The 23,190-nt window shown below is 72.2% G+C and carries 23 protein-coding genes; 10 read left to right on the forward strand and 13 right to left on the reverse strand.

The annotated features are described in order from the left end of the window. Positions 1 to 85 precede the first annotated feature (85 nt). Genes ACIBF7_RS02700 through ACIBF7_RS02710 form a run of 3 tightly spaced genes read left to right on the forward strand, consistent with a single transcriptional unit; the run spans position 86 to position 2,981 of the window. Positions 86 to 1,201: a DUF4185 domain-containing protein gene (locus tag ACIBF7_RS02700; RefSeq protein ID WP_271275305.1), complete on the forward strand. Its 1,116-nt coding sequence runs from the start codon at positions 86 to 88 to the stop codon at positions 1,199 to 1,201. Further along, entirely contained in the window at positions 1,198 to 2,214 is a 1,017-nt protein-coding gene (locus tag ACIBF7_RS02705; RefSeq protein WP_397196204.1) for a DUF4432 family protein, read from the forward strand. Before ACIBF7_RS02700 ends, ACIBF7_RS02705 begins: the two co-directional genes overlap by 4 nt. Further along, complete coding sequence (locus tag ACIBF7_RS02710; RefSeq protein WP_148035639.1) at positions 2,211 to 2,981, forward strand: SDR family NAD(P)-dependent oxidoreductase; 771 nt, start codon at positions 2,211 to 2,213, stop codon at positions 2,979 to 2,981. The genes ACIBF7_RS02705 and ACIBF7_RS02710 overlap by 4 nt, the downstream gene beginning before the upstream one ends. Here ACIBF7_RS02710 and ACIBF7_RS02715 read toward each other — a convergent pair. Next, positions 2,970 to 3,593 (reverse strand): DJ-1/PfpI family protein, encoded by a 624-nt coding sequence (locus ACIBF7_RS02715; RefSeq protein WP_148035640.1) that lies wholly within the window; start codon positions 3,591 to 3,593, stop codon positions 2,970 to 2,972. The genes ACIBF7_RS02710 and ACIBF7_RS02715 overlap by 12 nt on opposite strands. Further along, positions 3,593 to 4,555 carry a GlxA family transcriptional regulator gene (locus ACIBF7_RS02720; protein WP_397196205.1) on the reverse strand — a complete coding sequence of 321 codons (963 nt, stop codon included), beginning with the start codon at positions 4,553 to 4,555 and terminating at the stop codon, positions 3,593 to 3,595. The genes ACIBF7_RS02715 and ACIBF7_RS02720 overlap by 1 nt, the downstream gene beginning before the upstream one ends. Positions 4,556 to 4,715: 160 nt before the next feature. On the opposite strand from ACIBF7_RS02720, the gene ACIBF7_RS02725 reads away from it, so the two are divergent. Further along, positions 4,716 to 5,117 carry a peptidase inhibitor family I36 protein gene (locus ACIBF7_RS02725; RefSeq protein ID WP_187281525.1) on the forward strand — a complete coding sequence of 134 codons (402 nt, stop codon included), beginning with the start codon at positions 4,716 to 4,718 and terminating at the stop codon, positions 5,115 to 5,117. After that, positions 5,114 to 6,358, forward strand: a complete 1,245-nt coding sequence (locus tag ACIBF7_RS02730) for a hypothetical protein (protein WP_397196206.1) — start codon at positions 5,114 to 5,116, stop codon at positions 6,356 to 6,358. Before ACIBF7_RS02725 ends, ACIBF7_RS02730 begins: the two co-directional genes overlap by 4 nt. A gap of 150 nt (positions 6,359 to 6,508) precedes the next feature. Here ACIBF7_RS02730 and ACIBF7_RS02735 read toward each other — a convergent pair whose 3' ends face one another. The 8 genes from ACIBF7_RS02735 to ACIBF7_RS02770 all read right to left on the reverse strand — a co-directional run bounded on the left by ACIBF7_RS02735 (position 6,509) and on the right by ACIBF7_RS02770 (position 15,992). After that, positions 6,509 to 7,735, reverse strand: a complete 1,227-nt coding sequence (locus ACIBF7_RS02735; protein WP_397196207.1) for an enolase C-terminal domain-like protein — start codon at positions 7,733 to 7,735, stop codon at positions 6,509 to 6,511. After that, positions 7,722 to 10,817 (reverse strand): glycoside hydrolase family 38 C-terminal domain-containing protein, encoded by a 3,096-nt coding sequence (locus ACIBF7_RS02740; protein WP_397196208.1) that lies wholly within the window; start codon positions 10,815 to 10,817, stop codon positions 7,722 to 7,724. Before ACIBF7_RS02740 ends, ACIBF7_RS02735 begins: the two co-directional genes overlap by 14 nt. Next, positions 10,817 to 11,626 carry a carbohydrate ABC transporter permease gene (locus ACIBF7_RS02745; RefSeq protein WP_148035646.1) on the reverse strand — a complete coding sequence of 270 codons (810 nt, stop codon included), beginning with the start codon at positions 11,624 to 11,626 and terminating at the stop codon, positions 10,817 to 10,819. The genes ACIBF7_RS02740 and ACIBF7_RS02745 overlap by 1 nt, the downstream gene beginning before the upstream one ends. Beyond that, positions 11,623 to 12,450, reverse strand: a complete 828-nt coding sequence (locus tag ACIBF7_RS02750; protein WP_148035647.1) for a carbohydrate ABC transporter permease — start codon at positions 12,448 to 12,450, stop codon at positions 11,623 to 11,625. Before ACIBF7_RS02750 ends, ACIBF7_RS02745 begins: the two co-directional genes overlap by 4 nt. Next, a complete protein-coding gene (locus tag ACIBF7_RS02755) occupies positions 12,450 to 13,700 on the reverse strand; it encodes an ABC transporter substrate-binding protein (protein WP_397196209.1) in 1,251 nt (416 codons plus the stop codon). The genes ACIBF7_RS02750 and ACIBF7_RS02755 overlap by 1 nt, the downstream gene beginning before the upstream one ends. Before the next feature lie 17 nt (positions 13,701 to 13,717). Beyond that, on the reverse strand, positions 13,718 to 14,419 hold the full coding sequence (locus ACIBF7_RS02760; protein WP_397196210.1) for a FadR/GntR family transcriptional regulator: 702 nt from the start codon (positions 14,417 to 14,419) through the stop codon (positions 13,718 to 13,720). A 53-nt stretch (positions 14,420 to 14,472) separates the two neighbouring features. Beyond that, a complete protein-coding gene (locus ACIBF7_RS02765) occupies positions 14,473 to 15,036 on the reverse strand; it encodes a DUF305 domain-containing protein (protein WP_397196211.1) in 564 nt (187 codons plus the stop codon). Between the two features lie 83 nt (positions 15,037 to 15,119). Continuing rightward, entirely contained in the window at positions 15,120 to 15,992 is an 873-nt protein-coding gene (locus tag ACIBF7_RS02770) for a hypothetical protein (RefSeq protein ID WP_397196212.1), read from the reverse strand. A gap of 189 nt (positions 15,993 to 16,181) precedes the next feature. Here ACIBF7_RS02770 and ACIBF7_RS02775 point away from each other — a divergent pair, with 189 nt between their 5' ends. After that, positions 16,182 to 16,673, forward strand: a complete 492-nt coding sequence (locus tag ACIBF7_RS02775; RefSeq protein ID WP_397196213.1) for a hypothetical protein — start codon at positions 16,182 to 16,184, stop codon at positions 16,671 to 16,673. Between the two features lie 3 nt (positions 16,674 to 16,676). Here the strand turns inward: ACIBF7_RS02775 and ACIBF7_RS02780 are convergent, their stop codons facing one another. Then, the gene (locus tag ACIBF7_RS02780; protein WP_148035653.1) at positions 16,677 to 17,918 is read right to left on the reverse strand and encodes a DUF1266 domain-containing protein; all 1,242 of its coding nucleotides are present in this window, start codon (positions 17,916 to 17,918) and stop codon (positions 16,677 to 16,679) included. Between the two features lie 75 nt (positions 17,919 to 17,993). After that, positions 17,994 to 18,770, reverse strand: a complete 777-nt coding sequence (locus ACIBF7_RS02785) for a hypothetical protein (protein ID WP_148035654.1) — start codon at positions 18,768 to 18,770, stop codon at positions 17,994 to 17,996. 179 nt (positions 18,771 to 18,949) lie between these two features. Here ACIBF7_RS02785 and ACIBF7_RS02790 point away from each other — a divergent pair, with 179 nt between their 5' ends. From ACIBF7_RS02790 to ACIBF7_RS02800, 3 genes are read left to right on the forward strand one after another with little or no spacing between them, the layout of a single operon-like run. Next, positions 18,950 to 19,558, forward strand: coding sequence for a helix-turn-helix domain-containing protein (locus ACIBF7_RS02790; protein ID WP_271275293.1), 609 nt, complete (start codon positions 18,950 to 18,952; stop codon positions 19,556 to 19,558). Next, positions 19,555 to 20,268: an SRPBCC domain-containing protein gene (locus ACIBF7_RS02795; RefSeq protein WP_397196214.1), complete on the forward strand. Its 714-nt coding sequence runs from the start codon at positions 19,555 to 19,557 to the stop codon at positions 20,266 to 20,268. Before ACIBF7_RS02790 ends, ACIBF7_RS02795 begins: the two co-directional genes overlap by 4 nt. Before the next feature lie 43 nt (positions 20,269 to 20,311). Further along, positions 20,312 to 21,070, forward strand: a complete 759-nt coding sequence (locus tag ACIBF7_RS02800) for a methyltransferase domain-containing protein (protein WP_397196215.1) — start codon at positions 20,312 to 20,314, stop codon at positions 21,068 to 21,070. Here the strand turns inward: ACIBF7_RS02800 and ACIBF7_RS02805 are convergent. After that, on the reverse strand, positions 21,065 to 22,393 hold the full coding sequence (locus tag ACIBF7_RS02805) for an NAD(P)/FAD-dependent oxidoreductase (RefSeq protein ID WP_397196216.1): 1,329 nt from the start codon (positions 22,391 to 22,393) through the stop codon (positions 21,065 to 21,067). The two genes, ACIBF7_RS02800 and ACIBF7_RS02805, sit on opposite strands and share 6 nt — an antisense overlap. Before the next feature lie 88 nt (positions 22,394 to 22,481). Between ACIBF7_RS02805 and ACIBF7_RS02810 the strand changes: the two genes are divergently transcribed. Beyond that, entirely contained in the window at positions 22,482 to 23,111 is a 630-nt protein-coding gene (locus ACIBF7_RS02810) for a TetR/AcrR family transcriptional regulator (RefSeq protein WP_271275290.1), read from the forward strand. Positions 23,112 to 23,190: the final 79 nt, after the last annotated feature.

Consider the following 23,190-nt stretch of genomic DNA (forward strand, 5'->3'; position numbering starts at 1 on the left):
CCGGGTCCACCTGGCGGCGTGAGGTCTAGACAGTAAGTGATCTGATGACTAGAACTGTAGGGAGCCCCCACCCCTAGGACGTGTCATGGCGCGACTCAGAGCAGCACTCCTTTCCTTGGTACTCGCCCTGTCCACCCTCACCGCCCTCCCCCAGCCCGTCGCCGCGGCCGCATCCGACTGCGCCCCCGCTTTCCAGAGCTCCTCGGTCAACCAGCGGCTGACCACGCTCTTCACCACCTACGGCGACGACAACAGCCGGCTCGACGACTGGACCGGCGCCGACGGCACCTACTCGGTCCGCCTGCCCAACGGGCGCGAGCTGTGGGTGTTCTCCGACACCTTCCTGGGCCAGGTCAACCCCGACGGCTCCCGGCCCCCGGTGGTCGAGGAGGGCGGCACGACCGTCTTCCTGAACAACTCCTTCGCCGTCGAGCGCGACGGCCGGCTGCGCACCATCACCGGCGGCACGAGCCAGGCCCCGAAGGCCGTGATGCCGCCCCGCGACCAGAACCACTGGTACTGGGCCGGCGACGTGACGCTGGCCGGCGGCATCGTCGAGGTGACCTACCAGGAGTACGAGCGCTTCGGCCCCGGCGCGTGGGACTGGCGCTGGCACCGCAACGTGGTGGCCAGGTTCCCCCAGGGCAGGCTCGACCGGCCGCTCAGCGTGCACGACCTGCCGTCGGGCAACGGCGTCGCCTGGGCCTCCGGCATACTCAAGGACGGCCCTCACACGTACGTCTACGGGGTGGAGGACCACGGCTCGCCCAAGTACATGCACGTCGCCAGGGTCAAGGGCGACAGCCTGCTCGGCGCCTGGGAGTTCCTGACCGCCGACGGCACGTGGTCGGCCGACGAGGCGGACTCGGCCCGCGTCATGGACGGCGTGGCCAACGAGTACAGCGTGACCAAGATCGGCGACGGCTACGTGCTCATCACGCACGACACCACCGAGGTGCTCAGCGCGCGGATCGTGGCGTACTCGTCGTGCTCCCCCACCGGCCCGTTCACCGGCAAGCAGCTCCTCTACACCACCCCCGAGACGGGCGGGAACATCTTCACCTACAACGCCCACGCCCACCCCGCCGTCGACGGCGACGGGCTGGTCGTCTCGTACAACGTCAACAGCTTCGTCAACACCGACCACTACCGGGACGTGTCGATCTACCGGCCCAGGTTCATCGACGTGAGATTCGGATGACGATCAACCGCAACTGGGGAGCCCGCCTGCGCCACGGCAGCGTGGGCGGGCTCCGCGCGGTCACGCTGGAGAACGAGCTGCTCCGCGTGACCGTGCTGCCCGGCAAGGGCGGCGACGTGGTCGAGTTCCTGCACAAGCCCACCGACACCGACTTCGTCTGGCTCTCCCCGCATGGCCTGCGCGACCCGCGCGAGCACCTGCGCGGCGCGGCCGACGACGTGGCCCAGTTCGTCGACCACTACGAGGGCGGCTGGCAGGAGGTCTTCCCCAACGGCGGCGCGCCCAGCGAGTACCGGGGCGCCCGGCTGGCGCAGCACGGCGAGGTGTCCGGGCTGCCGTGGGAGTACGAGGTCGTGGCCGACTCCGAGCGCGAGGTCGCGATCCGGCTCTCGGTACGGACCAGGCGGCTGCCGTACCGGCTGGAACGGACGCTCCGCCTGCGGTCGGGCACCGCCGCGCTGGAGATCGGCGGACGGGCCGCCAACGAGTCCGGCCTCACCCTGCACGCCATGTGGGGGCAGCACCTGGTGTACGGGATGCCGTTCCTGCGGCCGGGAGCCAGGATCCGGCTGCCCGACGGCGTGCGGGTGATTCCGCACGAGAGCGCCATCAACCCGGAGGGGCGCAGGGTGAAGGCGGGCGGGCCGTGGGACTGGCCGGTCGTGCCCGCCGACGGCGGCGGCGAGGTCGACCTGAGCGTGATCCCCGAACGGGGCGCGCCGAGCGACATCGTCTACCTGACCGGCTTCGAGACCGGCTGGTACGAGATCATGGCGGACATCGGGCTGCGGGTGGAGTGGGACGCCGAGGTGCTGCCCTATCTGTGGCTGTGGCAGGAGCTCGGCGCCACCACCGGATATCCCTGGTGGGGCCGGGCGTACACGGTCGGGCTGGAGCCGTTCTCCAGCATGCCGACCGACGGGCTGGCGGCGGCGGTCGCCAACGGGACCGCCCTCGCCCTGGGGCCGGGCGGGACCAGGGCCCTGTCGATGCGTGCGGAGGTGCTGGCGTGAGTGAGTTCGACGGCAAGGTGGCGCTGGTCACCGGCGGGTCCATGGGCATCGGCCGGGCGGTCGTGGACCGGCTGGCCGCGGGCGGCGCGTCGGTGGTGTTCTGCGGCGCCGACGAGGGGGCGGCGGTCGAGGGCGAGCGGGTCACCGGCGTGGTCGCCGACGTGCGCAGCGCCGCCGGCATGCGCGACCTGGTGGAGCTGGCCGTGAGCCGCCACGGCGGCCTGGACGTGGTGGTGACCTGCGCGGGCGTGCAGCGCTACGGCACCGTGGTCGACACCCCCGAGGAGGTCTGGGACGAGGTCCTGGACGTCAACCTCAAGGGCGTCTACCTGACCTGCAAGGCGGCCGTGCCCCGGCTCGCCGAGCGCGGCGGCGGCTCGATCGTGGTGGTCTCGTCGGTGCAGGCGTTCGCCTCCCAGACCCAGGTGGCCGCCTACACGGCCAGCAAGTCGGCGCTGAACGGGCTGGTCAGGGCGATGGCGCTGGACCACGCCGGTCAGGGCGTCCGGGTGAACGCGGTCTGCCCCGGCTCGGTCGACACCCCGATGCTGCGCTGGGCGGCCGACCTGTGGCGCGGCGAGCTGTCGCAGGACGAGCAGGTGGCGCGGTGGGGCGCCGCGCACCCGCTCGGCCGGGTGGCCCGGCCGGAGGAGGTGGCGGAGCTGGTCGCGTTCCTGGCGGGCCCGCGCTCGTCGTTCATCACCGGGGCGGAGCACCGCGTGGACGGCGGCCTGCTGGCCAGGAACCCGGCGGCGCTACCGGAGTAGGGCCGCCGCGCGCTCGCGCAGCGCGTCGGAGGCCTTCCCGATCGCCCCGGCGTCGAACGGCGGGTCCGGGTCGTACTCGATGACGAGCTGCACCGCCTCGGCGGTCTCGGTGTCGGCGGCCTGGCCGAGCAGGGTGAGCGCCATGTCGATCCCGGCCGACACCCCGGCGGCGGTGACGATCTTGCCGTCGACCACCACCCGCTCGGTGACCGCCCGCGCGCCCGTGTCGGCCAGGAAGCCGGTGACCGCCCAGTGGCTGGTCGCCCGGCGCCCGCGCAGCAGCCCCGCCGCGCCCAGCAGGAGCGAGCCGCTGCACACCGAGGTGGTCCAGCGGGTGTGCGCGTCGGCCTCGCGGATCCAGCCGACCAGGGCCTCGTCGGCGAGGGCTTCGAAGGTGCCGATGCCGCCCGGCACCACGATCACGTCCGGCCTCGGCACCTCCTCGTAGCCGGCGGTGGCGGCGATGCTCAGCTGACCCCGGTCGTCGGTCACCGGTCCCGGCTCGGCCGCGACGAAGGTGACGGTCCAGCCGGGCGCGAACGCCAGCACGGTGTACGGTCCGACGGCGTCCAGCGCGGTGAACCGGTCGTAGAGGGGGATGGCGACGTGCATCAACTCTCCTTGGTGTGGAACCGGCGGCGGTAGTCGCCGGGCGAGACGCGCAGGTGGCGGCGGAAGACGCGGTAGAGCGTCTCGGGCCGGCCCAGCCCCGACTCCCGGGCTACCCGGTCCAGCGGATGGTCGGTGATCTCCAGCAGCCGCCGGGCGGTGTCGGCGCGGCTGCGCTCGACGTACCTGCCCGGAGACGTCCCGGTCTGCTCGGTGAAGACGCGGGAGAAGTGGCGCTCGCTCATGCCGGCGCGCCTGGCCAGCGCGGGCACGCTCAGGTCGGCGGCCGGGTTCGCGTCGATGAACGCCTGCAGTTCGCGCAGCGACTCGTCGCGCGGGGCGGGGATGCTCATCGGCATGCTGAACTGGCTCTGCCCGCCGGGCCTGTGCAGGTAGACGACCAGCCCGCAGGCCACCCGCCGGGCCAGTTCGTGACCGTGGTCGTCGGCCACCAGCGCGAGCGCCAGGTCCACGCCGGCGCTGACCCCGGCCGAGGTCCAGAGGTGGCCGTCGCGGACGTAGATCGCGTCCGGCTCGACCGTGACCCCGGGGTACCACGCGCCGAGCTTGTCGGCGACCAGCCAGTGGGTGGTGGCCCGCCGGCCGTCGAGCAGCCCCGCCGCGGCCAGCAGGAACGCGCCGCTGCACACGGACGCGGTGCGACGGGCCGCCCGTGACAGCCTGACGATCTCCTCCAGCGTCTCCGGGTCGCGGGCGTGCGTCATCGTGGTCATGCCCCCGGCGACGACGAGCGTGTCGATCGGCCCGCCGACCTCGCGCAGGGGCGTCCGCACGGCGACCTCGACGCCGTGCTGCGCGGCCACCGGACCGGCCATCGGCGCCGTCACCTCGACCTGGTAGCCGCCCCTCGTCACCAGGTCCGCCGCCGCGAACACGTCGGCGGGGCCCGCCAGGTCGAGCAGCTGGAAGCCCTCGTAGACCACCAGGACGATCCGCCTCTTCATGGCTTCCATGCTTGGGCCGGGCCTTCGGGGCGTCAATGACACGACCATTGCGGATTACGCCACCGGCTTTACCGGACGACACGCGCCATGACCTGGAGTATGCGTACGCACACGCTAGGTTAGCGACATCCCCGGGAACGCACTGACCAAGGAGGTCCTCTTGAGGCTGTCCACCGTCGTGGCCGCCGTCCTGCTCGCCCTGATCGTCCCCGGCGTGGCGGAGGCGAGCCCGGGCGGGGCCTGCTTCCAGGGCCGGGTCTGCCTGTACGCGGGCTTCGCGTTCAACCGCAGCCAGGTCGACCTCTGGCGCGACTTCGTGCACGACGACACCAACTTGGCCGACGACACGTGGTTGAAATGGGACTACACCGACTCCTGGCACACCATGGACAACGCGACCAGCTCGGCGAGAAACCGGCTCGGCTGCCCGGTGACGCTCTGGCAGAACCCCCACTTCACCGGCGCCCACAGCACGCTGGACCACGCCACGGGCGACGGTTTCCTGGCCAACAACGCCATCGGCAACAACCGCGTCAGCTCGCTCGACATCTGGTGCCGGTGAACCGGCTCCTCGCCCTGGGTCTGGCGCTGTCGCTGGCGGCCGGGTGTACGCACGCGCCGCTTCCTGAGGAGCCCGCCGTCGCCTCGGCCGAGGACCTGTTGCTGCCGTTCGACGCCTACAAGCCCACGCCGGGCCAGCGGGCGCTGCTCGACACCGCCCACCGTTCGCTGGTCTCCCGCTGCCTCAAGCGCCGCGGCATCTCCCGCCGGCTCCTGCCGGCCCCGCCCGACCCGCGCAACTCCCGCCGCTACGGCGTCGTGGACCACGACCAGGCCCACCGCTTCGGCTACCACCTCCCCACCACCGACGAACCGGCCGAGCCTGGGAAGACCGACGGCGCGGGGAAAACCCGCCGGACCGACCGTTCCGAAACGACCAGCAGCTCCAGGAAGACCCGTACCACCGAAACCACCGACCGCTCAGGTACGGTCCGCCAGGTCGGCTCGGGAAAGACACGCACGGCCGAAACGACCGGCCGCTCGGGGAAGATCCGCCGGAGCGAGGTGACCGGCCGCTCGGGTGCGGCCCGTCGGAGCGAGGCGACCGGCCGCTCCGGTGCCGCCCGCCAGGCCGAGACGACCGGCCGCTCGGGTGCGGCCCGCCAGGCCGAGACGACCGGCCGCTCGGGTGCCGCCCGCCAGGCCGAGACGACCGGGCGCTCGGGTGCGGCGCGGAGGGACGGCCGTTCGGGGGAGGCTCGGCGGGGCGAGAAGGCTCGCCGCCATCTGTACGTGCTGCCGTGGTGCGAGGGGCGGGCGGCGGAGCGGCTCGCGCCTTCGGACCGGGCTCCGTGGGACTGGCTGGCCCAGCGGGACACGCGTACCCTCGAACGCTCCTCGACGCGGCCCGAGGTCCGTGAGGCGATCACGGGATGGGTGGCCTGCATGCGGGACGCGGGCCACCCGTACCCGTCACCGGAGGCGGCGATCGGCGATCCCCGGTGGGACCTCGACAAGCGCGCGATCAGCGCCGACGAGAAGCGCACGGCCGTGGCCGACGTCGTGTGCAAGTGGTCGTCGGGGCTGGTGGCCCGCTGGTTCGCGGCCGACGCCGCGCTCCAGCGGGCGCTCGTCCACAAGCACGCGGGCCGCTTCGCCCTCCTGCGCGCCGACCTGAACGAGCGCGTCCAGCGAGCCACCACCCTCCTGCAACGTCACACGGCCAAACCGGTAAGGCGCCACGGCTCCGCAAAGACGGCGAAGCCCAAACGTCACCGCCCCAACTCGGCCAGAACGAGGTAGACGCCGGGAAACACCGGCGGAGCGGCCGGACCGGTGTATGGCAGGGCCGACGTACGGCAGGGCCGACGTACGGCAGGGCCGACGTACGGCAGGGCCGACGTACGGCAGGGCCGACGTATGAGGGGTCCGGCTCCGCCGGGACGGCGAAGCTCAGAGTTCCGCCGGGACGGTCGGGTCGGCGAAGTGCTGGTTCGGCACCCGAGCGAACCAGCCGGGCCGCCCCGGGTCACGGTCGTAGGGGTAGCCGCCCTCGCGCTTGTAGAGCTCGGCGTAGCGGGCCACCCGGTCGCGGTCGAGCCGCACGCCGAGCCCCGGCCCCGACGGCACCGGGATGGCGCCTCCGGAGTAGGCCAGCTTGCCGCCCTCGATCACGTCGTCGCGGAGCTGGTGGTAGTGGGCGTCGGCGGCGTACGTGAGGTTCGGCAGCACCGCGCCGAGGTGCAGCATGGTCGCGAGCTGGATGCCCAGCTCGCCGGACGAATGCACGGCCACGTCCACCTGGAACGTCTCGCACACCCCGGCCGCCTTCACGCACGCCCGGACGCCGCCCCAGAACGTGGTGTCGAGCAGCACCACGTCCGCCCCGCGGCGCAGCACGTTCGCGGCGAGCTGCTCGAAGTTGACCACCACGGTGTTGGTCGCGATCGGCACCCGGACCCGCTCCCGCACCAGCCGGAGCCCCTCCAGTCCGAGGACCGGGTCCTCCAGGTAGTCGTTGTCCAGGGACTCGATGGCCTGCCCGAACCGCAGGGCCTCGGCCATCGACAGCACCGCGTTCGGGTCGTACCGGAGCCTGTCGCCGGGGAAGGCGGCGGCCAGCGCGCGGTAGCACTCCAGCTCGTAATCCGGCGGGAACACGCCGCCCTTCAGCTTGTGGACGGTGAACCCGTGCGCCGCCTTCAGCGCCCGCGTGTGCTCGACGAGCTGCTCGGGCGTGCGCACCTCGGCGAAGCCGTCGGCGGCGTAGCGGAAGAACAGGTACGAGGCGAACGGCACCTCGTCGCGGATCCGCCCGCCCAGCAGGTCGCAGACCGCGACCCCGAGCTGCTGCCCGATGAGGTCGAGGCAGGCGAACTCGATGGCGGCCAGCAGCTGGGTCCGGTTGTTGTAGAGCGACGCCGTCGGATTGGCGATCTTGAAGCGGAGCGTCTCCAGCTGGAACGGGTCGTGGTCGCGCAGGTACGGCAGCAGGCCGCGGAACGCCGCTTCCGCGCTCTCACCGCCGCCGCCCATCTCGCCCAGCCCGACCAGCCCGTTGTCGGCCTCGACCTCGACGATCGTGCGCACGAAGCGGCCCCAGTGTGCCCCGTTGCTGTGCCGCAGCGGGGCCTCCAGCGGCACGGCGACCGTGGTGGCCCGGATGTCAACGATCTTCACAAGTCCCCCAAACCGCGGCGACCCCGCAGGCGGGGATCCGCACCTTGACCGATTCGCCCGTCACCTGGAGCGGCTCCGCCGCGCGGTCCAGTCCCGCGCTCACCCGGGCGGCACGCAGTCCGGGCAGTTCGACGGTCACCTCGACCGGCTCGGCGGCCAGCGACCGCAGCCGCACGACCCGCTCGCCGCCCGCCTGACCGAGCGAGGTGACCAGCACGTCCGGATGGTCCACCGACACGTACACGCGCGCCGGCTCGGCCGACGGAGAGGGCAGCAGCGCGCCGGTGAACGGCTCGGTCAGCCCCGCCGCGGTCAGCGCCCCCAGCCGCCTGCCCGGCACGCCCGCCGCCGAACGGACCGCGTACCGGAAGGTGGTCTCGCCCTGCTGCTGCGCGGGGAAGTTGGTGTCCCAGATGTTGTTGAGCGCCCACGAGTAGACCGTGCCCGGCTCCTCGTCCAGCGTCGGCGGGAACGGCGCGTACGGCATGTGGATGGTGCCGAGCTGCACCAGCGGCGCTTCCAGCGTCGCCCAGGCGACGGTCAGCTCGGGGTCGTCGAACGCGATCCAGTGCCGCATGGGCAGCATGTACGCGGCCGAGCCCGGCACGCTCGGCACGTCGGGGCCGCCCACGCCGCCCGTGAGCTCCCACGCGGTGGCCTCACCGGTGGCGAACGGGAAGGCCAGGAAGACCGCCTCCTTGGCCGGGGTGCCCTGTTTGGCCAGCTGGTAGGTGAGGTCCAGCCGGGGCACGCCGTGGTGCAGCTCGACCGTGGTGCGCAGCCAGTCGACGCCCTTGCCCCGCAGCTCGACGACCAGCTTCTCGCCGACGGCGGTCCGCTGGGCCCTGACGATCGTGGCGTTGCCGGCGATGGCGCGGTCGCCGAGGAGGGTGCGGTCGTGCGCGCCGACGTGCCCGGACAGGTGGTTGAAGTGCGGCGCGGTGGCGTAGCGGTCGTAGACGTACTGGCCGAAACCGGCGGCGGCGTCCTGGTTGACCAGCTCCCGGCCGGCCTTCTTGTCGAAGACCGAGGCGATGTAGCCCTCGCGGACGTCGTAGGTCACCCGGTAGAACTCGTTCTCGACCACTCCGCCGAGGTCCGGTTCGACCGGCTCCGGGGCCTGGGTCTCGCCTCTGACGACATCCAGCCGTACGTACCCGTACCCGGGCAGGTCGGGCACCACGGCGTGGATGTGCCGCCCGATCGGCCGGGTCGGCCAGTCGTCGGGGTCCACGTACTCCTCGTGGTGCGACAACCGCTCCCCGGTGCGCGCGTCCACCAGCGCGATCGGCACGTCCACCGCCACCACGTCCCTGGGCAGGAACGTCCGCACCACGTCGGTCCGCCGCGCGGTGCCCGGGTTGAACACCGCGAAGGCCGCGAGCGCGCCCTCTCCGGAAGCGGCGCCGTCCCCTGACGCGACGCCGATCCCGGCGAGGGCCGGCCCTCCGGTGCCGCCGTCCAGCACGGCGGCCGGCTCTTCCGCGCCGGTCAGCGCGGCGGCGAAGTGGCGGGTGGCGGCCTGGAGCAGGTCCGCCGCGTCGTCCTGGGCGTCGTAGGCGCCGGACGACTTGCGCGTCCACTGCAGCCCGCCCGAGTCGCCCGCCTCCTCGGCGTCCTCCCACGGGTTGGCCGCACCCCAGGTGTGCTCGTTGAACAGCGCCACCTTGTCGTAGGCCGCGTCCACCTGCTCGGTGGCGTCCGCCCCGGCCAGCGTGTGCAGCGTCTCGGCGGTGCGCAGCGCGGCCTGGGCCCGCCGCACATACCCGAGCGGACGCGCCCCCGACCCGAGCCCGTCGGCCCACCAGTCGGTCCAGTCGCCCTCGTGCACCGCCAGCCGGTCGTGGTGGTGCTCGGCCACGTGGTCGAAGAAGTCGCTGTTGACCGCCGACCGCAGCCGCGGCCACGCCCACTGCTCGCGCCACCGGCGGGCGATCGACGCCGGCACGATCGACGGCCCGGCGTTGTCGGCGTGCGCGCCCTGCACCCGCAGGTGCAGCACGTCCAGCTCGTACGGTTCGCGCGGCGCGTCCGGCCCCTGCCACCCGAACGTGCCGGGCCCGTACGGGTAGCCGCGCGAGGCCAGCGCGGCCAGGTAGCGCGGCAGCAGGTCGTCGGCCAGTTCGTAGGAGTCGGTCAGCCCGACCGTGTTCCCCTCCATGTACGCCATGCCGTGCGGGGTGTCGGTGAACCACACGAGCAGTTCGTTGCCGCTCGGCGCCCGCCAGCGGAACGGCCGGGTCAGCTTCTCCCCGCCGTGCAGGTACGGCACGGACCGGCCGGCCCAGTTGTGCGCCGCGGCCAGGTAGCGCACCCCGGCCGACGACAGCGCGTCGATCAGGCCGACGACCGCGCCCGGCACGTCGGTGTGCATGGCCGACCGGGTGGCGAACCCGTACGCGCGCTCCAGCCTGGTGGTGAAGCGGAGCTGGCGGTACAGCTCCTCGGTGGAGCACGCCTCGGTGTGCAGTTGGAACGGCAGCGCGGTGACCTCGATGACGCCCTCGCGGGCCAGCTCGGCGAACCGGTCGACCTGCTCGGGCGGGCGCGCGTCCAGCCACTTCAGCGCGGGCATCGACGACTCGACCGTCCACCGGAACTTCGCGTCGTCCGGCCAGGAGGCGGTCTCGTCGGCCAGCCGCACGGCCGCGTCCAGGTAGTCGAGATGGTGGCGGAGCACGGTGCCCTGCGGGTCGGTGTAGCCGATGTCGAGGTGCGAGTGGTGCACCACGAACACGGTCCACTTGCGCTGCGGCGTGACCGTCACCTGGGCGGTGCCGACCACCCCGGCGTCGTCGCGGCACTCCAGCGTCAGCGTGCGCGGCCCGTCCACCTCCGGCACCAGCAGCGTCACGTCCGTGCCTGAGGCGCTGTCGACGCCGACCAGCACGTGCGTCAGCGGCACCGTGCTGGACACCCGGACCGCCTGGCGGCCGTCGTGGGTGAACAGCGGCAGCACCGCCACCCGCACCTCCAGCCCGCGCAGGCTGATCACCGGCGTCGAGGTGTCGGTGCGCAGCGCCTGCCGGATCCCGTCGTAGTCCGGGGAACCGAGGCTCCGCTGCAGCAACCGGCTCGTCATCACACACTCCCTAGAGAAAGGCCACGGGCGAACAGCCGCTGGGTGGCGAGGAACAGCACGACCGTGGGCAGCGAGACCACCAGGCCCGCCGCCAGGCCGACCGGGACCGGCGTCCCGGCGTACACGTCGGTCATCAGCCCGGCCAGGGCGGTCATGACCGGTCGCACCTCGGCCGTCTGGGTGAGCGTCAGGCCGAAGATCAGGTCGTTCCAGATGAAGGTGAACTCCAGGATGAACACGGCCGCCAGCGCGCTGGTCGACAGCGGCAGGTAGATCCGCCAGAAGATGCGGAACGTGGACGCGCCGTCCATGCGGGCCGCCTCGAAGATCGAGAACGCCACCCCGGTGTAGAAGTTGCGCAGCACGAACGCGGCCAGCGGCACGTTGATCGCCGTGTAGATCAGGATCATCCCGAGGCGGCTGTCGTACAGTCCGGCGTCGCTGTAGCCGACGAAGAGCGGCACGAGCAGCATCTGCGCGGGGAAGACGGTGCCGCCGAAGATCAGCAGGAACCACCAGAACCCGTGCCGCAGCCGCAGCACCACGATCGTGTAGCCGGCCAGCGCGCCGACGAGCACGCCCAGCGCGGGCGAGACGACGCTGTAGAGCGCGGTGCTGCCCAGGCTGGCGCCCAGATCGGCGCTGTCCAGCGCGCGCAGGAAGTTGGTCACCAGCGAGAAGTCCTCCGGCGGCGCCCACGCCCGCGACGGGTCGTAGGAGTCCGCCGGCCGGGAGGCGTTCACCAGCAGCAGGTAGGTCGGCCCGAGCCAGATCAGCCCGAGCACGATCAGCACGGCACGCCGGATCATCGCACCTGCCTCCTGAGGTAGAGGTAGGACGCCAGCCCGGTCACCACGGTGAGCACGACCGCCACCGCCGAGCCGTAGCCGTAGTCGCTGGCCACGAACGTCTCCTTGTACATGGTCACCGCGAGCGTCTCGGAGTTGCGGCCCGGCCCGCCCTGCGTCAGCACCCAGACGATGTCGAACGTCTTAAGGCTCGCCACCAGCGCCAGCCCGACCACGACCGCCGTCAGCGGGCGCATCAGCGGCCAGATGATGTGCCGGAACAGCTGCCACCCGGACGCCCCGTCCAGCCTGGCCGCCTCGATCGGCTCCTTCGGGATCGACTGCAGCCCGACGACGAACAGCAGCGTGTTCACGCCGAGCTGCTGCCACGTCCACACCAGCAGCATCGCGATCGTGTTGTGCGGCGCCTCCTGTAAGAAGGCGGTGTCGACGCCGAGCAGGTTGTTCGCCACCCCGTCGTGCGACAGGATCGGGCTCCACACCAGGGCCAGCCCGGCGCCGCTGAGCGCGTACGGCAGCATGAACGGCAGCCGGTACCACCCGCCGCCCTTGATGTCGTACGAGAGCACGGCGACGAGCAGGCCCAGCCCGACCGGCAGCACCATCGTGCCGATCACCCAGATCAGCGTGTTGCGCACCGAGGTGAGCAGGACGGGGTCGTCGAGCAGCTTGACGAAGTTGGCCGGGCCGACCCACTCGGCCGGCGCGAGCCCGTCGTACCGGGTCAGGCTCAGGTACGCCGTCCACACGAACGGCGCATAGAGTAACCCGGCGACGAGCAACGCGGCCGGCGCGACGTACCCGTACCTGAACCGCCCGAGCATCACTGGTGCGTGCTCCAGTACTCGTCGGCCTCCTTCTGGATGGTTTCCAGCACTTCCTGGAGCGTGCTCGTGTCGGTGACGAACTTGGAGAAACCGTCCAGGGCAGCGGTCAGGATGGGCGGCGGGGTGGCCTCGAAGTAGCGGTTGACCAGGCGGTACTCGCCGCTGCCCGCGTCCTTGGTGACCTGGCCGAGCGCCTCGTCGGCGATCTCCACCTTGGGGTTGGCGCTCACGTCGCCGCGGGCGGTGGCCCACTTCTCCTGCGCCTCGGCGGTGGTCCACCACTTGAGGTACTTGGCGCTGGCCGCCGGGTCGGGCGCCTCGGCGAGGGAGCAGAGCGGGCCGCTCTCGAAGATCATCGAGGTCTTGGGGAGCGAGGCGTCGACGTTGGGGATGACGAAGAAGCCGTAGTCCTCGCCCGCCTTCATCTCGCGCTGGGTCATGCTCGTGTTGAACCAGGTGCCGAACGACACCATCGCCGCCTTGCCGTTCTTCAGCACGTCACCGGGGTCGGTCTTGTCGCCCGGGTTGATGAAGTAGCCGGCGTCGATGAGCTCCTTCCACTTCTGCATCACGGCGACCACACCCGGGTCGGTGTACTTGGCCTGGCCGGTGGACAGCCGGTCGTACAGGTCGGGGTCCATGCCGGCCATGAGCTGCTCGAACCAGACGAACGAGAACAGCACGCTGGTGTGGTAGAAGGCCTTGACGTCCTTCTGCTTCAGGGTGTCGGCGATCTTGACCAGGTCGTCCCAGGTCTCCGGCGGCCGCAGCCCGTGCTCGTCGAAGATCTTCTTGTTGTAGAACATGCCCCAGTACGCGACGTTCAGCGGCACGCAGTACTGCTTGCCGTCGACGGTGAAGTAGGGAGCCAGGTCCTGCGGCAGGTCGCCGTTCGCGACGGCCTCCTGCCAGATCGCGGTGGTGTCGGCGACCTGCTTCTGCTTGACGATCTCCGCCAGCATCCCCCCGGTCTGCCAGGTGAAGAGGTCGGGCTTGACGTTGGTGCGGAAGGAGGCCTTGATGAACGCCTGATACTGCGCGGAGTCGGTGTAGCCCGTCGGTTTCATGCTCAGGCCGACGGACTGCTTGGACAGGGCCCCCATCTGCTCGAAGTACTCGCTCCAGGCGCCCTTGTCGTTGTAGAGGGTCAGCTCGGTCTTCTGCTTCGGCGCCTCGGCGCCGTTCCCGCCGCAGGCGGCGAGAAGGACGGCTGCCACGCCGATCGTGGCCACTCGTGACCGGACCATGTTCCCGGCCTCCTTGATCATTCGGGGGGGTGGTGCAACCTCTGCTCGATGACCGTCTTCACGTCCACCAGGTGGGCCCGCATGCGCTCCTCGGCCGCCGCGGCGTCGCGCGCCTCGATCGCCTGGAGGATCGCCAGGTGCTCCTCGTAGTCGCGCCGGCGGTCGTCGAAGATCTGCAGGATCGCCTGCTGCTCGGCCGCGTGGACGGTGAGCAGCGAGTCGACGACCTCGTGCAGGACGGTGTTGCCCGCCATCCGGGCGGTGGCCCGGTGGAAGGTCATGTTGGCGTCGTGCAACTCGGCGTCCTGGCCGCGCAGGTGGGCCTCCGCGTCCACGAGGACCCGCTTGAGCGCCGTGAGCTCCGCCTCGGTGCCGTGCCCGGCGGCCATCGCGGCCAGCGGCGGCTCGATGACGATGCGTGCGCCCAGCAGGTCGAGCAGCTTGGGCGCGTGCATCGCGCGCATGTTGGGGTTGGGCAGCACGAGCCGCTCGATGGCGGCGCCGACGTAGATGCCGGACCCGTGCCGCAGCTCGATCGCGCCCGTCGCCTCCAGCCTGCGCAGCGCTTCGCGCAGCGTCGGCGTGGTGACGGCGAACCGCTGGGACAGCTCTCGGGTGGAAGGCAGCCGGTCACCGGGCCGGTGCCCGCCCTCGCGGATGAGCTCCAGCATGCGCTCGGTGAGCGCGTCGGAGAGGGTGGGCCGTGCTACCTCTGACATATCAAGTGATCTAATCACTTATCCGCATACGTGTCCATGGCGGAAGCTGTTTCTCAGCCGGCGACCTTGGTGAGCAGCCGCCGCATCTGCTCGATCTGCGCCTTGCGCGACTCCTGCACCTGAGCCGCCCAGCGGGTCGCCTCGTGGTTCACCCCGTCGCGGATCTCCTGCGCGGCCATCTGGACCGCCCCGTCCTGATGGGCCAGGAGCAGCCTCAGCAGCTCCGGCTCGAACGGCTTCGCCGACCTGAGCGCGGCGATCTTCTTCCGGTCGGTCTCGGGCAGCCCGCCGTGGTGGTCGTGCGCCCCGTCGGGCGGCGTGATCGGCTGCCCCCACGCGTGCAGCCAGCGCAGCATCATCTCGACCTCGCTCTGCTGCGTGCTCACGATGGCCGCCGCCAGCGTCTTCAGCTCCTCCGTGGTCGCCCGCTCGGCGCCCACCCCGGCCATCTCGATCCCCTGCCGGTGGTGTTGCACCATCATCTGTACGAACATCACGTCGTCGGCGTTCACCGGCGGCTCACCGGCGTCGCCGGACCCGCAGGCGGCCACCAGCAGGAGCGCCAGGGCGGCGAGCCAGCGCGCCACCCCGCGGTCCCGGATCGTGCTCTCGCCCACCGGCGCTCCCCTGGCTAGGAGAAGAAACCTCCCCAGGTTTGGGCATACCAACCCGGTGCGTCAAGGGACGCGCCCCGCCGCCCTCACCAGCGCAGGCCCGAGCTCAGCACGTGCCCGCCGAACGGGCCGTCACCGGCCTCACGCCACCCGGCCCGCGCCGCGTACTCCGGCCCGTACGGCGGCCTGATCTCGTGCCAGCCGCACGTCTGGATCTGGCCCTCCGACGTGAGGTGCATCCGGTGACACTTCAGCTCCTTGGTGACCGGCTTCTCCAGGAACGTGTCGTACGCCTGCACCACCATGTCCGCGCGGGTGCCGACCGGGCCGCGCAGCCGGCTCCTGATCAGCATGCGGCCCTCGCGGATCCGTACGCACGCCTCCAGTTGGACGCCGTCGCCCGCGTCGGCCCACGTGCTGCAGCGGTCCCCGCTCTGCCCGGCCGTCACGGTGGCGGCGACGGACGGCGGCGGCTCGGTGCCCCAGCTCCGGCCCGCGAGCACCCCGCCCAGGAAGGAGATCACCGCCACCGTCGCGGTGGCGACGGCGGCGGTGAGGAGCGGCACCGACCGGCGGGGGGACGGGGCGGGCTGGAGAGCGGCCTCGCGGCCGCGGTGCTCGGCGGCCCTGGCCCGCCAGCCGCGTTCCTCGCCCTCCAGCCGCTTGCGCAGCTCGTCGATGCCGCGGCCGAGCGCGATCAGCGTCCGGGCCCGCTCCGGGGGCAGCTCCAGCGCGGTGGCGATCTGCCGCATCGCCTCCTCGCCGGGCAGGCGGTTGCGGTCGGCTAGCTGGCGGGCTCCCGACAGCCAGCGGGAGATGAGCGAAGGGCTGGCGTCGGCGACCCGGTTCGCCAGGTACTTCTGCGGGCGTCCCTGCGAGCGCAGCGCCTCCCTGATGCCCTCCGCCGCCTCGTCCAGCGCCGCGGCGAGCCGGTCCACGAGCTCCTCGAACGTCCCCATCTCGGCGCGCACCCCCTTCCCGCAATTGTTCGCCGGACCGTGGAACCGCAGGTGAAGCCAGGGGTGCAAGGCCGCGCACGATTGCACGCCATGCACCCTCTGGCCCCGCCAGCGGCCCGGGGTCAACCTGCGTCTTGCGAACCACTCATGCTCGCACAGCAGTGCGAGCCGAAGCCTTGAGGAGACATCATGCGATCCCTGATCGTCGGGCTCGTCGCCGCCGCCGCGCTGACCGGTCTGCCCGCCGCCGCGTCCGCCCAGTCGTCCGCCCAGTCGTCCACTCAGTTGCCGACCTGCTCCGGGAAGCGGGTGATGCGCGAGGCGGTCCACACGCGGGAGATGCTGAAGGCGGCGTACATCCACGTGTTCTACGACTCCCGCACCTCTACCGCCTGCGCGTACCTCAACTCCACGAACGCCACCTGGGGCACCAGGAAGCACATGACGATCATGCTGAAGCACTGCGCCCGCCCCAGCAGCGCTTTCGGCCGGTGTGACGGCCAGCTGCAGTCGACGGCCAGGCGCGGCTGGTACACCGGCCGCACCGACACCGCCCGGCTCAACGTCTCGCGCGGCTGCGTCATGGCGACGGGCCGCATCTACTGGGGCAAGCACTACGGCCTCTTCCACACCCGGTCCACCGTGTGCGCGAGCGGCGCCGGGGGCGCGGACCGCGGCTAGCCGTCAGTGCAGGGGGACCGTGTTCCACGGGCTGTCGGGGGCGGCCAGGAGGGCGCGGTGGGCGTCCAGGACCGTGGTGTACCAGTCGCCGAACGTCTCCTCGTCGAAGTGCAGGCAGCGGCCGAGGATGTAGCCGGCCGAGAACTCCGGCCAGGAACCGTACGCGGCCTGCACCGCCTTGCCCGCCCGCTCGACCGCGGCGTGCAGCTCCTGCTCGCCGGCGTACCGAGCGCCGCGGCCCCACCGGGCCACCATCGTGGCGCGGCCCAGGTCCCAGGCGGCGACGGTGCGCACGTACCCGTCGGGCGGGAGGAGGCCGTCGGCCCGGAAGCGCGACTCGTACCGCATGATCTTGCCCGCGAGCCCGCGCAGGCTCGCCGCCAGGTCGTCCAGCTCCTCGCCGGAGACCTCGTCCTGGAGCTGCGAGCGGATGCTCTGCTCGACGCAGTCGCGCCACACCACCGGGTCGACGCGCCGCTCGCCCGTCTCCTGGGCCAGCCAGAGGCGGGCGCCGAGCACGTAGTCCCACACCCAGGGGCTGAGCTCGGCGGCGAGCAGCAGCTCCGTGGTGTCCAGCCAGCTGTCGTGACCGTCGATCCCCCAGCTTCCGGCCAGCCGCTCGACCTCGCTGCTGTAGCCGGCGCCGTGCCAGTCCAGCGTGTTCCAGGCGTCGCCGTTGCCGTAGCACAGGTGGGCCCCGCAGGCGAGGCCGCGCAGCAGGCCCTCGTCGTGCGGCATGCCGGTGCGGCGGGTCTCGATGCGGTCGCAGGTGCCGTCGGGCTCGAACAGCTCGTCGTGCAGCCCGAGCCAGGTCTCCCGCTCGTCCTCCCCGGCCAGGAACGCCCGCGCGCACGGCGTCGCCCCGTTGACCAGGAGGACGCGTACGTCCCGCGGCCAGAGCGAGATCAGGCCCCGCAGCGTGATGAACTCGTACACCACGTCGGGATGCGGCCGGGGCAGCACGCCCACCGTGTATACCTGCACGAGCCGGCGTCCGTCCGGCAGCGTGGTCACGTGCAGCGGCGCGGCGCCGTCGCTGCCCACGGCCTGCCCGAGAGCCACCGGCCGGTAGAGCCCCTCCGCCGCGACGATCCTCAGGTAGGCCAGGTGCGCCTCGTCGCCGCCCTCGCGGCACAGCTCGTACAGCCGCTGCTCCCTGAGCGCGGGCGCGAGCCACCGTTCCCCTGCCGGTGGGTCGTCCATGCTCGGGAGCACCTCGTCGTGCGTCTCGTCCTGGGGAGGCATGGGCGAAATATAGCGACTTAATGGATCATGTGACGAAGCCCGGCACGGGAGTTCTCGTGCCGGGCTCCGGGTTCTCTACTTGGAGACGGTCTCGCAGGACACCGGGGCGTCCGCCTGGTCGGCGAACGCCTGGTCGGTGCCGGTGCCGCAGTCGACCAGGGTGTCCTTGGTGCCCTGGACGTCGCGGGCGTCGATCACGTCGTCGCCGCCCTTGCCGTCGAGGGTGTCCGCGCCCTGGTCGCCGATCAGCGTGTCGGCGCCCGAGTGCCCGATCAGCGTGTCGGCGCCGACGGTGCCGCGGACGGTCTCCACGTCGGAGGCGACGTTGTCGAGGTCGACGCCGGGCCGGCCGTCGTCCGCGGCGCCGTTCTTGCTCACCTTCACGGGGGTGCCGCTGGAGCCGTAGTCGACGGTGTCGGCGCCGCCGCCGCCCACGTAGGTCAGACCGGTGCCGCGGAAGCCGCGCCCGGCGAGGAAGACGTCGCCGCCCGTGCCGCCGTCCACGGTCCCCCGCACGCCGACCAGCGACGAGAAGCGGTCGTTGCCCGCGCCCAGGGCGGCGTTGACCGTGGTGACTCCGGAGCCGCAGTTCACCTCGTTGGCGGAGACCGTGGTGCAGCCCGTCCCGGCGACGACCGCGCCGAACACGTGCAGCCGGCCGCTCACCTCCTGGACGGTCACGTTGTCGGCCCTGGCGATGTTCGGCGCCGTGATGGTCACGGTGACGCCGCTCCTGGTGACTGTCGGCTCACCGGCCACGGCGTTGCCCGCGGCGGGCATCGCGGCCAGCACGCCGGCCGCCAGGCCGCCGAGCAGGGCCACGCGAGTCACGCCACGCTTGATGCTGTTCATGGATTTCACCCCGTATGAGATCTCCGGCGGCGCTCGGTCGAGCGCCGCTCACGTTCGTCCCCTACGGTGCGGCAGCGGCCTGCTCATTACCGTGCATAACTCCACGTATCAGGCGTAATCGCGAAAAATGCACACTCGTCCAATTGACAGGAAAAACTGTCCAATGGTTTCATCGCCGTATGGCAGCCACCGAGATGTCGCTCATGGACGAGCCCGAGCGCCTGCGCGTCGCCCTGACGCCCATCCGCAGGCAGCTCCTCGCCCGCCTGCGCGAGCCCGCGTCGGCGGTGCAGCTCGCGGCCGAGCTCGACATGCCGCGCCAGCGGGTCGGCTACCACCTGAAGGTGTTGGAGCAGGAGGAGCTGGTCGAGCTCGTCGAGGAGCGCCGCCGCCGCGGCTGCGTCGAGCGCGTCATGCGCGCCACGGCCAAGGCCTTCCTCGTCGACCCCGGCGTGCTCGGCTCCCCCGCCGAGCCGTCCGAGGTCGACGCCGGCTTCGCCCGCATCGCCGACCGGCACGCCGCCGAGCACCTGGTCGAGGTCGCCGCGGGCACCGTACGCGACGTCACCCGGATGGCCGCGGAGGCCGACCGGCAGGGCGTCCGCCTGCTGACCTTCACGCTGGAGGCCGAGGTGCGCTTCGCCGAGCCCGGCGACGTGCACCGCTTCACCGACGAGCTGGCGGAGGCCGTCTCCCGCGTCGCGGCCCGCTACGACACCGCCGGCGGCAGGCCCTACCGCCTCACCGCCGGCGGCCATCCCACCCCACACAAGGAGCCAGGCAGATGACGGAAGAGCGGTTCACCGTCGAGGTCACCATCTCCGCGCCGGTCGGGGAGGTGTGGCGGGCGTTGCGCGACCCGGAGCAGATCCGGCGCTGGCACGGCTGGCACTTCGACGGCCTCGACAAGGAGATCGACTTCATCTACGCCGAACACGTCACCGAGTCGCCGCAGGAGCACTGGATGGAGGTCCAGGGCGGCGACAGGTTCGAGCTGACCGACGCCGGCGAGGGCCGCACCCACCTGCGCATGACCCGCGCCCCGCTCAGTGGCGACACCGAGTGGGACGCCTACTACGACGACGTCAACGAGGGCTGGGTCACCTTCATCCACCAGCTCAGGTTCGCCCTGGAGCGCCACCCCGGCGCCGACCGGCGCACCGTCTTCCTCTCGGGCCACGGCACCACCCCACCGCTGGCCGCCGCCGGCCTCGACGCGCTCGCGGGCCTCGCCCCCGGCACCCCGTACGAGCACGCCGCCCCCACCGGCGAGCCGCTCGCGGGCACGGTCTGGTTCCGCTCCGACCACCAGCTCGGCCTCACCGTGGACGGCTGGGGCGACGGTCTCCTCGTGGTCGCCCACACCCCGCCGGTCCCGGTCCACCCCGAGGGCGTCGCCATGATGATCCTGACCACGTACGGGCGGACCGACGAGGAGTTCGCGGACCTGGAGGCGCGCTGGAACGCCTGGTGGAGCCGGTCCATCCCGGCCGCCTGAACGCCGCGCGGAAACTGTCGGCGCCCGCTGCGAGACTGCGCGGGTGCCGACACCCGATCTCGCTCCCATCTCGACTTACTGGGACTCATCAGCCGACGCCTTCGACCAGGAGCCCGACCACGGTCTCCGCAGCCCGCACGTCCGCGCGGCCTGGTGGCTGAGGCTCACCCAGTGGCTGCCCAGCGCGGCCTCCGACATCCTCGACCTGGGCTGCGGCACGGGCTCGCTGACCCTCCTCCTGGCCCGGCAGGGCCACCGCCCCACGGGCGTCGACCTCTCCCCGCGCATGATCGACCAGGCCCGCCTGAAGCTGGAGCAGGCGGGTTTCGGCGTGCCCCTGCACGTCGGCGATGCCGCCGACCCGCCCGTGGAGGCCGGCGCGCGTTACGACGCGATCCTCGTACGCCATCTGATGTGGACCCTGCCCGCCCCCGAGGACGCGCTGCGCCGCTGGCTGGGGCTGCTCCGGCCGGGCGGCCGGCTGGTGCTGGTCGAAGGCCGCTGGGACACCCCCGGGCAGACCCCGTACGCGTCGCCGTCGCCCCCGCTGCCCTGGCTCGGCGGCGTCCCCGCCGAGCGGCTCGCCCAGGCGCTCGCCCCGATCGCCCGGGTGGTCCACCACGAACAGCTCACCGACCCGGCCCTGTGGGGCCGCCCGATCAGCGACGAACGCTACGTGCTGATCGCCCACCCCTCACAGAGCGGGGCGGAGCCAACCACCGGGCACCCCTCACAAGGCGGGACGGCACCCACCACCACCGGACGACCCGTCAGCGCGTCGGACCCCGCTGGGCGGTCATGAGGCGGGGCGGAGCAGCCGCCTGGCCTCGTCGTGATGCCCGGCGATCTCCCGCAGCGTCTCGGCCGTCGCCTTCAGCACGGCCAGGCGGGAGCGCGGGTTGTCGCGCAGGGCGCGGGCGACCGCCTTGATCATGCCGCCCATGGCCAGCGTCTCGCGCGGGTCGCGGATCCTGGAGTAGACCTCCAGGATCCGCCGGACCCCGCCGGGCCCCTCGGTCAGCCCTCGCAGCAGCTCTATCTGCACGTACGCGAGCCCGTCGCCGCGCCCGAGCAGGTTCGTCCAGTGATACATGATCAGGCACTGCGCGTCACGCGACCGTTCCCAGGCCCGGGTCGCCTCGTCGACGGCCGCCGCGTCGTCCACCACGCCCGCGACCCGCTCGCCCAGCAGCCTCCCGAACCTGAGGGCGTCGCGGATGCCCTGCGCCGTCACCGGGTCCTTGAAGTGCCCGGCGTCGCCGACCAGCGCCCAGCCGGGCCCCGCCGAGGTCCGGAAGTACGACGGATGCGCCGCCGAGCTGACGATCTTGGTCGCCTTCGCACACCCCTCAAGGCGCTTGGCCAGCCCCGGCACCAAGCCGACGGTACGGGCGAACTCCGCCTCCAGGTCGCCCCTGAAGTCGGCGGCCCGCTCGGCCGGCGGCATCAGCAACACCATCGTCAGCCCGCCGTCGCACGGGAAGGCGTTGCCCAGCTCCCGCCCGGTCAGCCACATCGCCGCGGTCGTGCGCCACTCCTCCCGCGGGTCCTCGTAGTACGCGTAGTAGCAGGCCCGGCCGTTGGCGTGGAACGCGCGCGGCCGCTCGGCGCCCGCCAGCCGGGCGACGGTGGAGCGGCGCCCGTCGGCGCCGACGACCAGGTTGGCGCGCACCTCGTACTCCCGGCCGCCGCGCTCGCTGACCTTGACGCCCACGGCCCGGCCTCCCTCCCACAGGAGGTCGACGACGCGGTGACCTTCCCTGACCTCGGCGCCGGCCTCGCGGGCCGTCTCGACCAGGGCCGCGTCCAGCGCGGTCCGCCGCACGCACAGCCCGTAGTCGATGCCGTCGATCGGGGTGTAGCGGCCGGAGGCGGCGTGGCCGGGGCCGCCGACGAAGGCACGGGAGAGCTTGGGCGCGCCGATCTTCTCCACCCGTTCCAGGGCGCCGACCCTGGATAACTCGGCGACCCCCGACGCGAAGAGCAGATGGGTGGAGACCGTGGTGGAGGGGAACCGCGCCGGGTCCACGACGATCACCTTGCATCCGCGCCGCGCCAGGGCTGCCGCGGTGGAAGAACCCGCGCAGCGTGCTCCGGCGATGACGACGTCCGCATGCTCTGGCATCGGGCCTCCTGGCGCGCTAACCGACTCTAGTGTCGGTTTTATGCCCGCAGCGGCGCGGCGTCAACGGGTCGGGGGTAGGCTGCCGGGCATGGCGATCCAGGAGCCGAAGAAACGCATGCGGGGCTCGGCCCGTCGGGCCCGCATCACCGAGGCGGCTCTGGAGGTCTTCGCCGCCCGCGGCTACCACGCCACCGCCATGGAAGAGATCGCGGCCGCGGCCGGGGTGACCCGCTCGGTCCTCTACGACCACTTCCCGTCCAAGCGGGTGCTGCTCATCACGGTCCTGCAGGAACAGAACGCGCGCCTGGTCGAACACATCGGCGCCCGCATCACCGGTACCGGCTCTCCCGGCCGCCGGCTGCGCGCCACGCTCGACGCCTACTTCAGCTTCTCCGAGGACTGGCCGGCTGCGCGCCGCCTGCTGTTCGACCACACCGACGAGGACGACCCGGAGATCAAGGCCGTGCGCTGGGGCATCCGCGAGGCCCGCACCCGCTCGGTCGCCGTCATGCTCGGCCGCGACCTGCGCAACCTCGGCCTCGACCCCAACACCGACGCGGCCCACGCCGTGGTCGAGCTGCTCATCTCCGGCACCGACGGCCTCGCCCAGTGGTGGGCAAGAAACCCGCAGATGCCGCGCGAGCAACTCGTCGACGCCGCCATGCTCGTGCTGTGGAACGGTCTCTCCCACACACCCGGGCGCACATCCGCGTCTTGACAAGAGTGATCCACGCGTTCATCGTCTCGCCTAGCTGAACCAACAGCTGTGTCGGTTAGCTAAACGGTGAGCGGAGGCC

Origin of the sequence: Nonomuraea sp. NPDC050478, from assembly GCF_044458265.1 — a bacterium.
Lineage (GTDB): Bacteria > Actinomycetota > Actinomycetes > Streptosporangiales > Streptosporangiaceae > Nonomuraea > Nonomuraea ferruginea.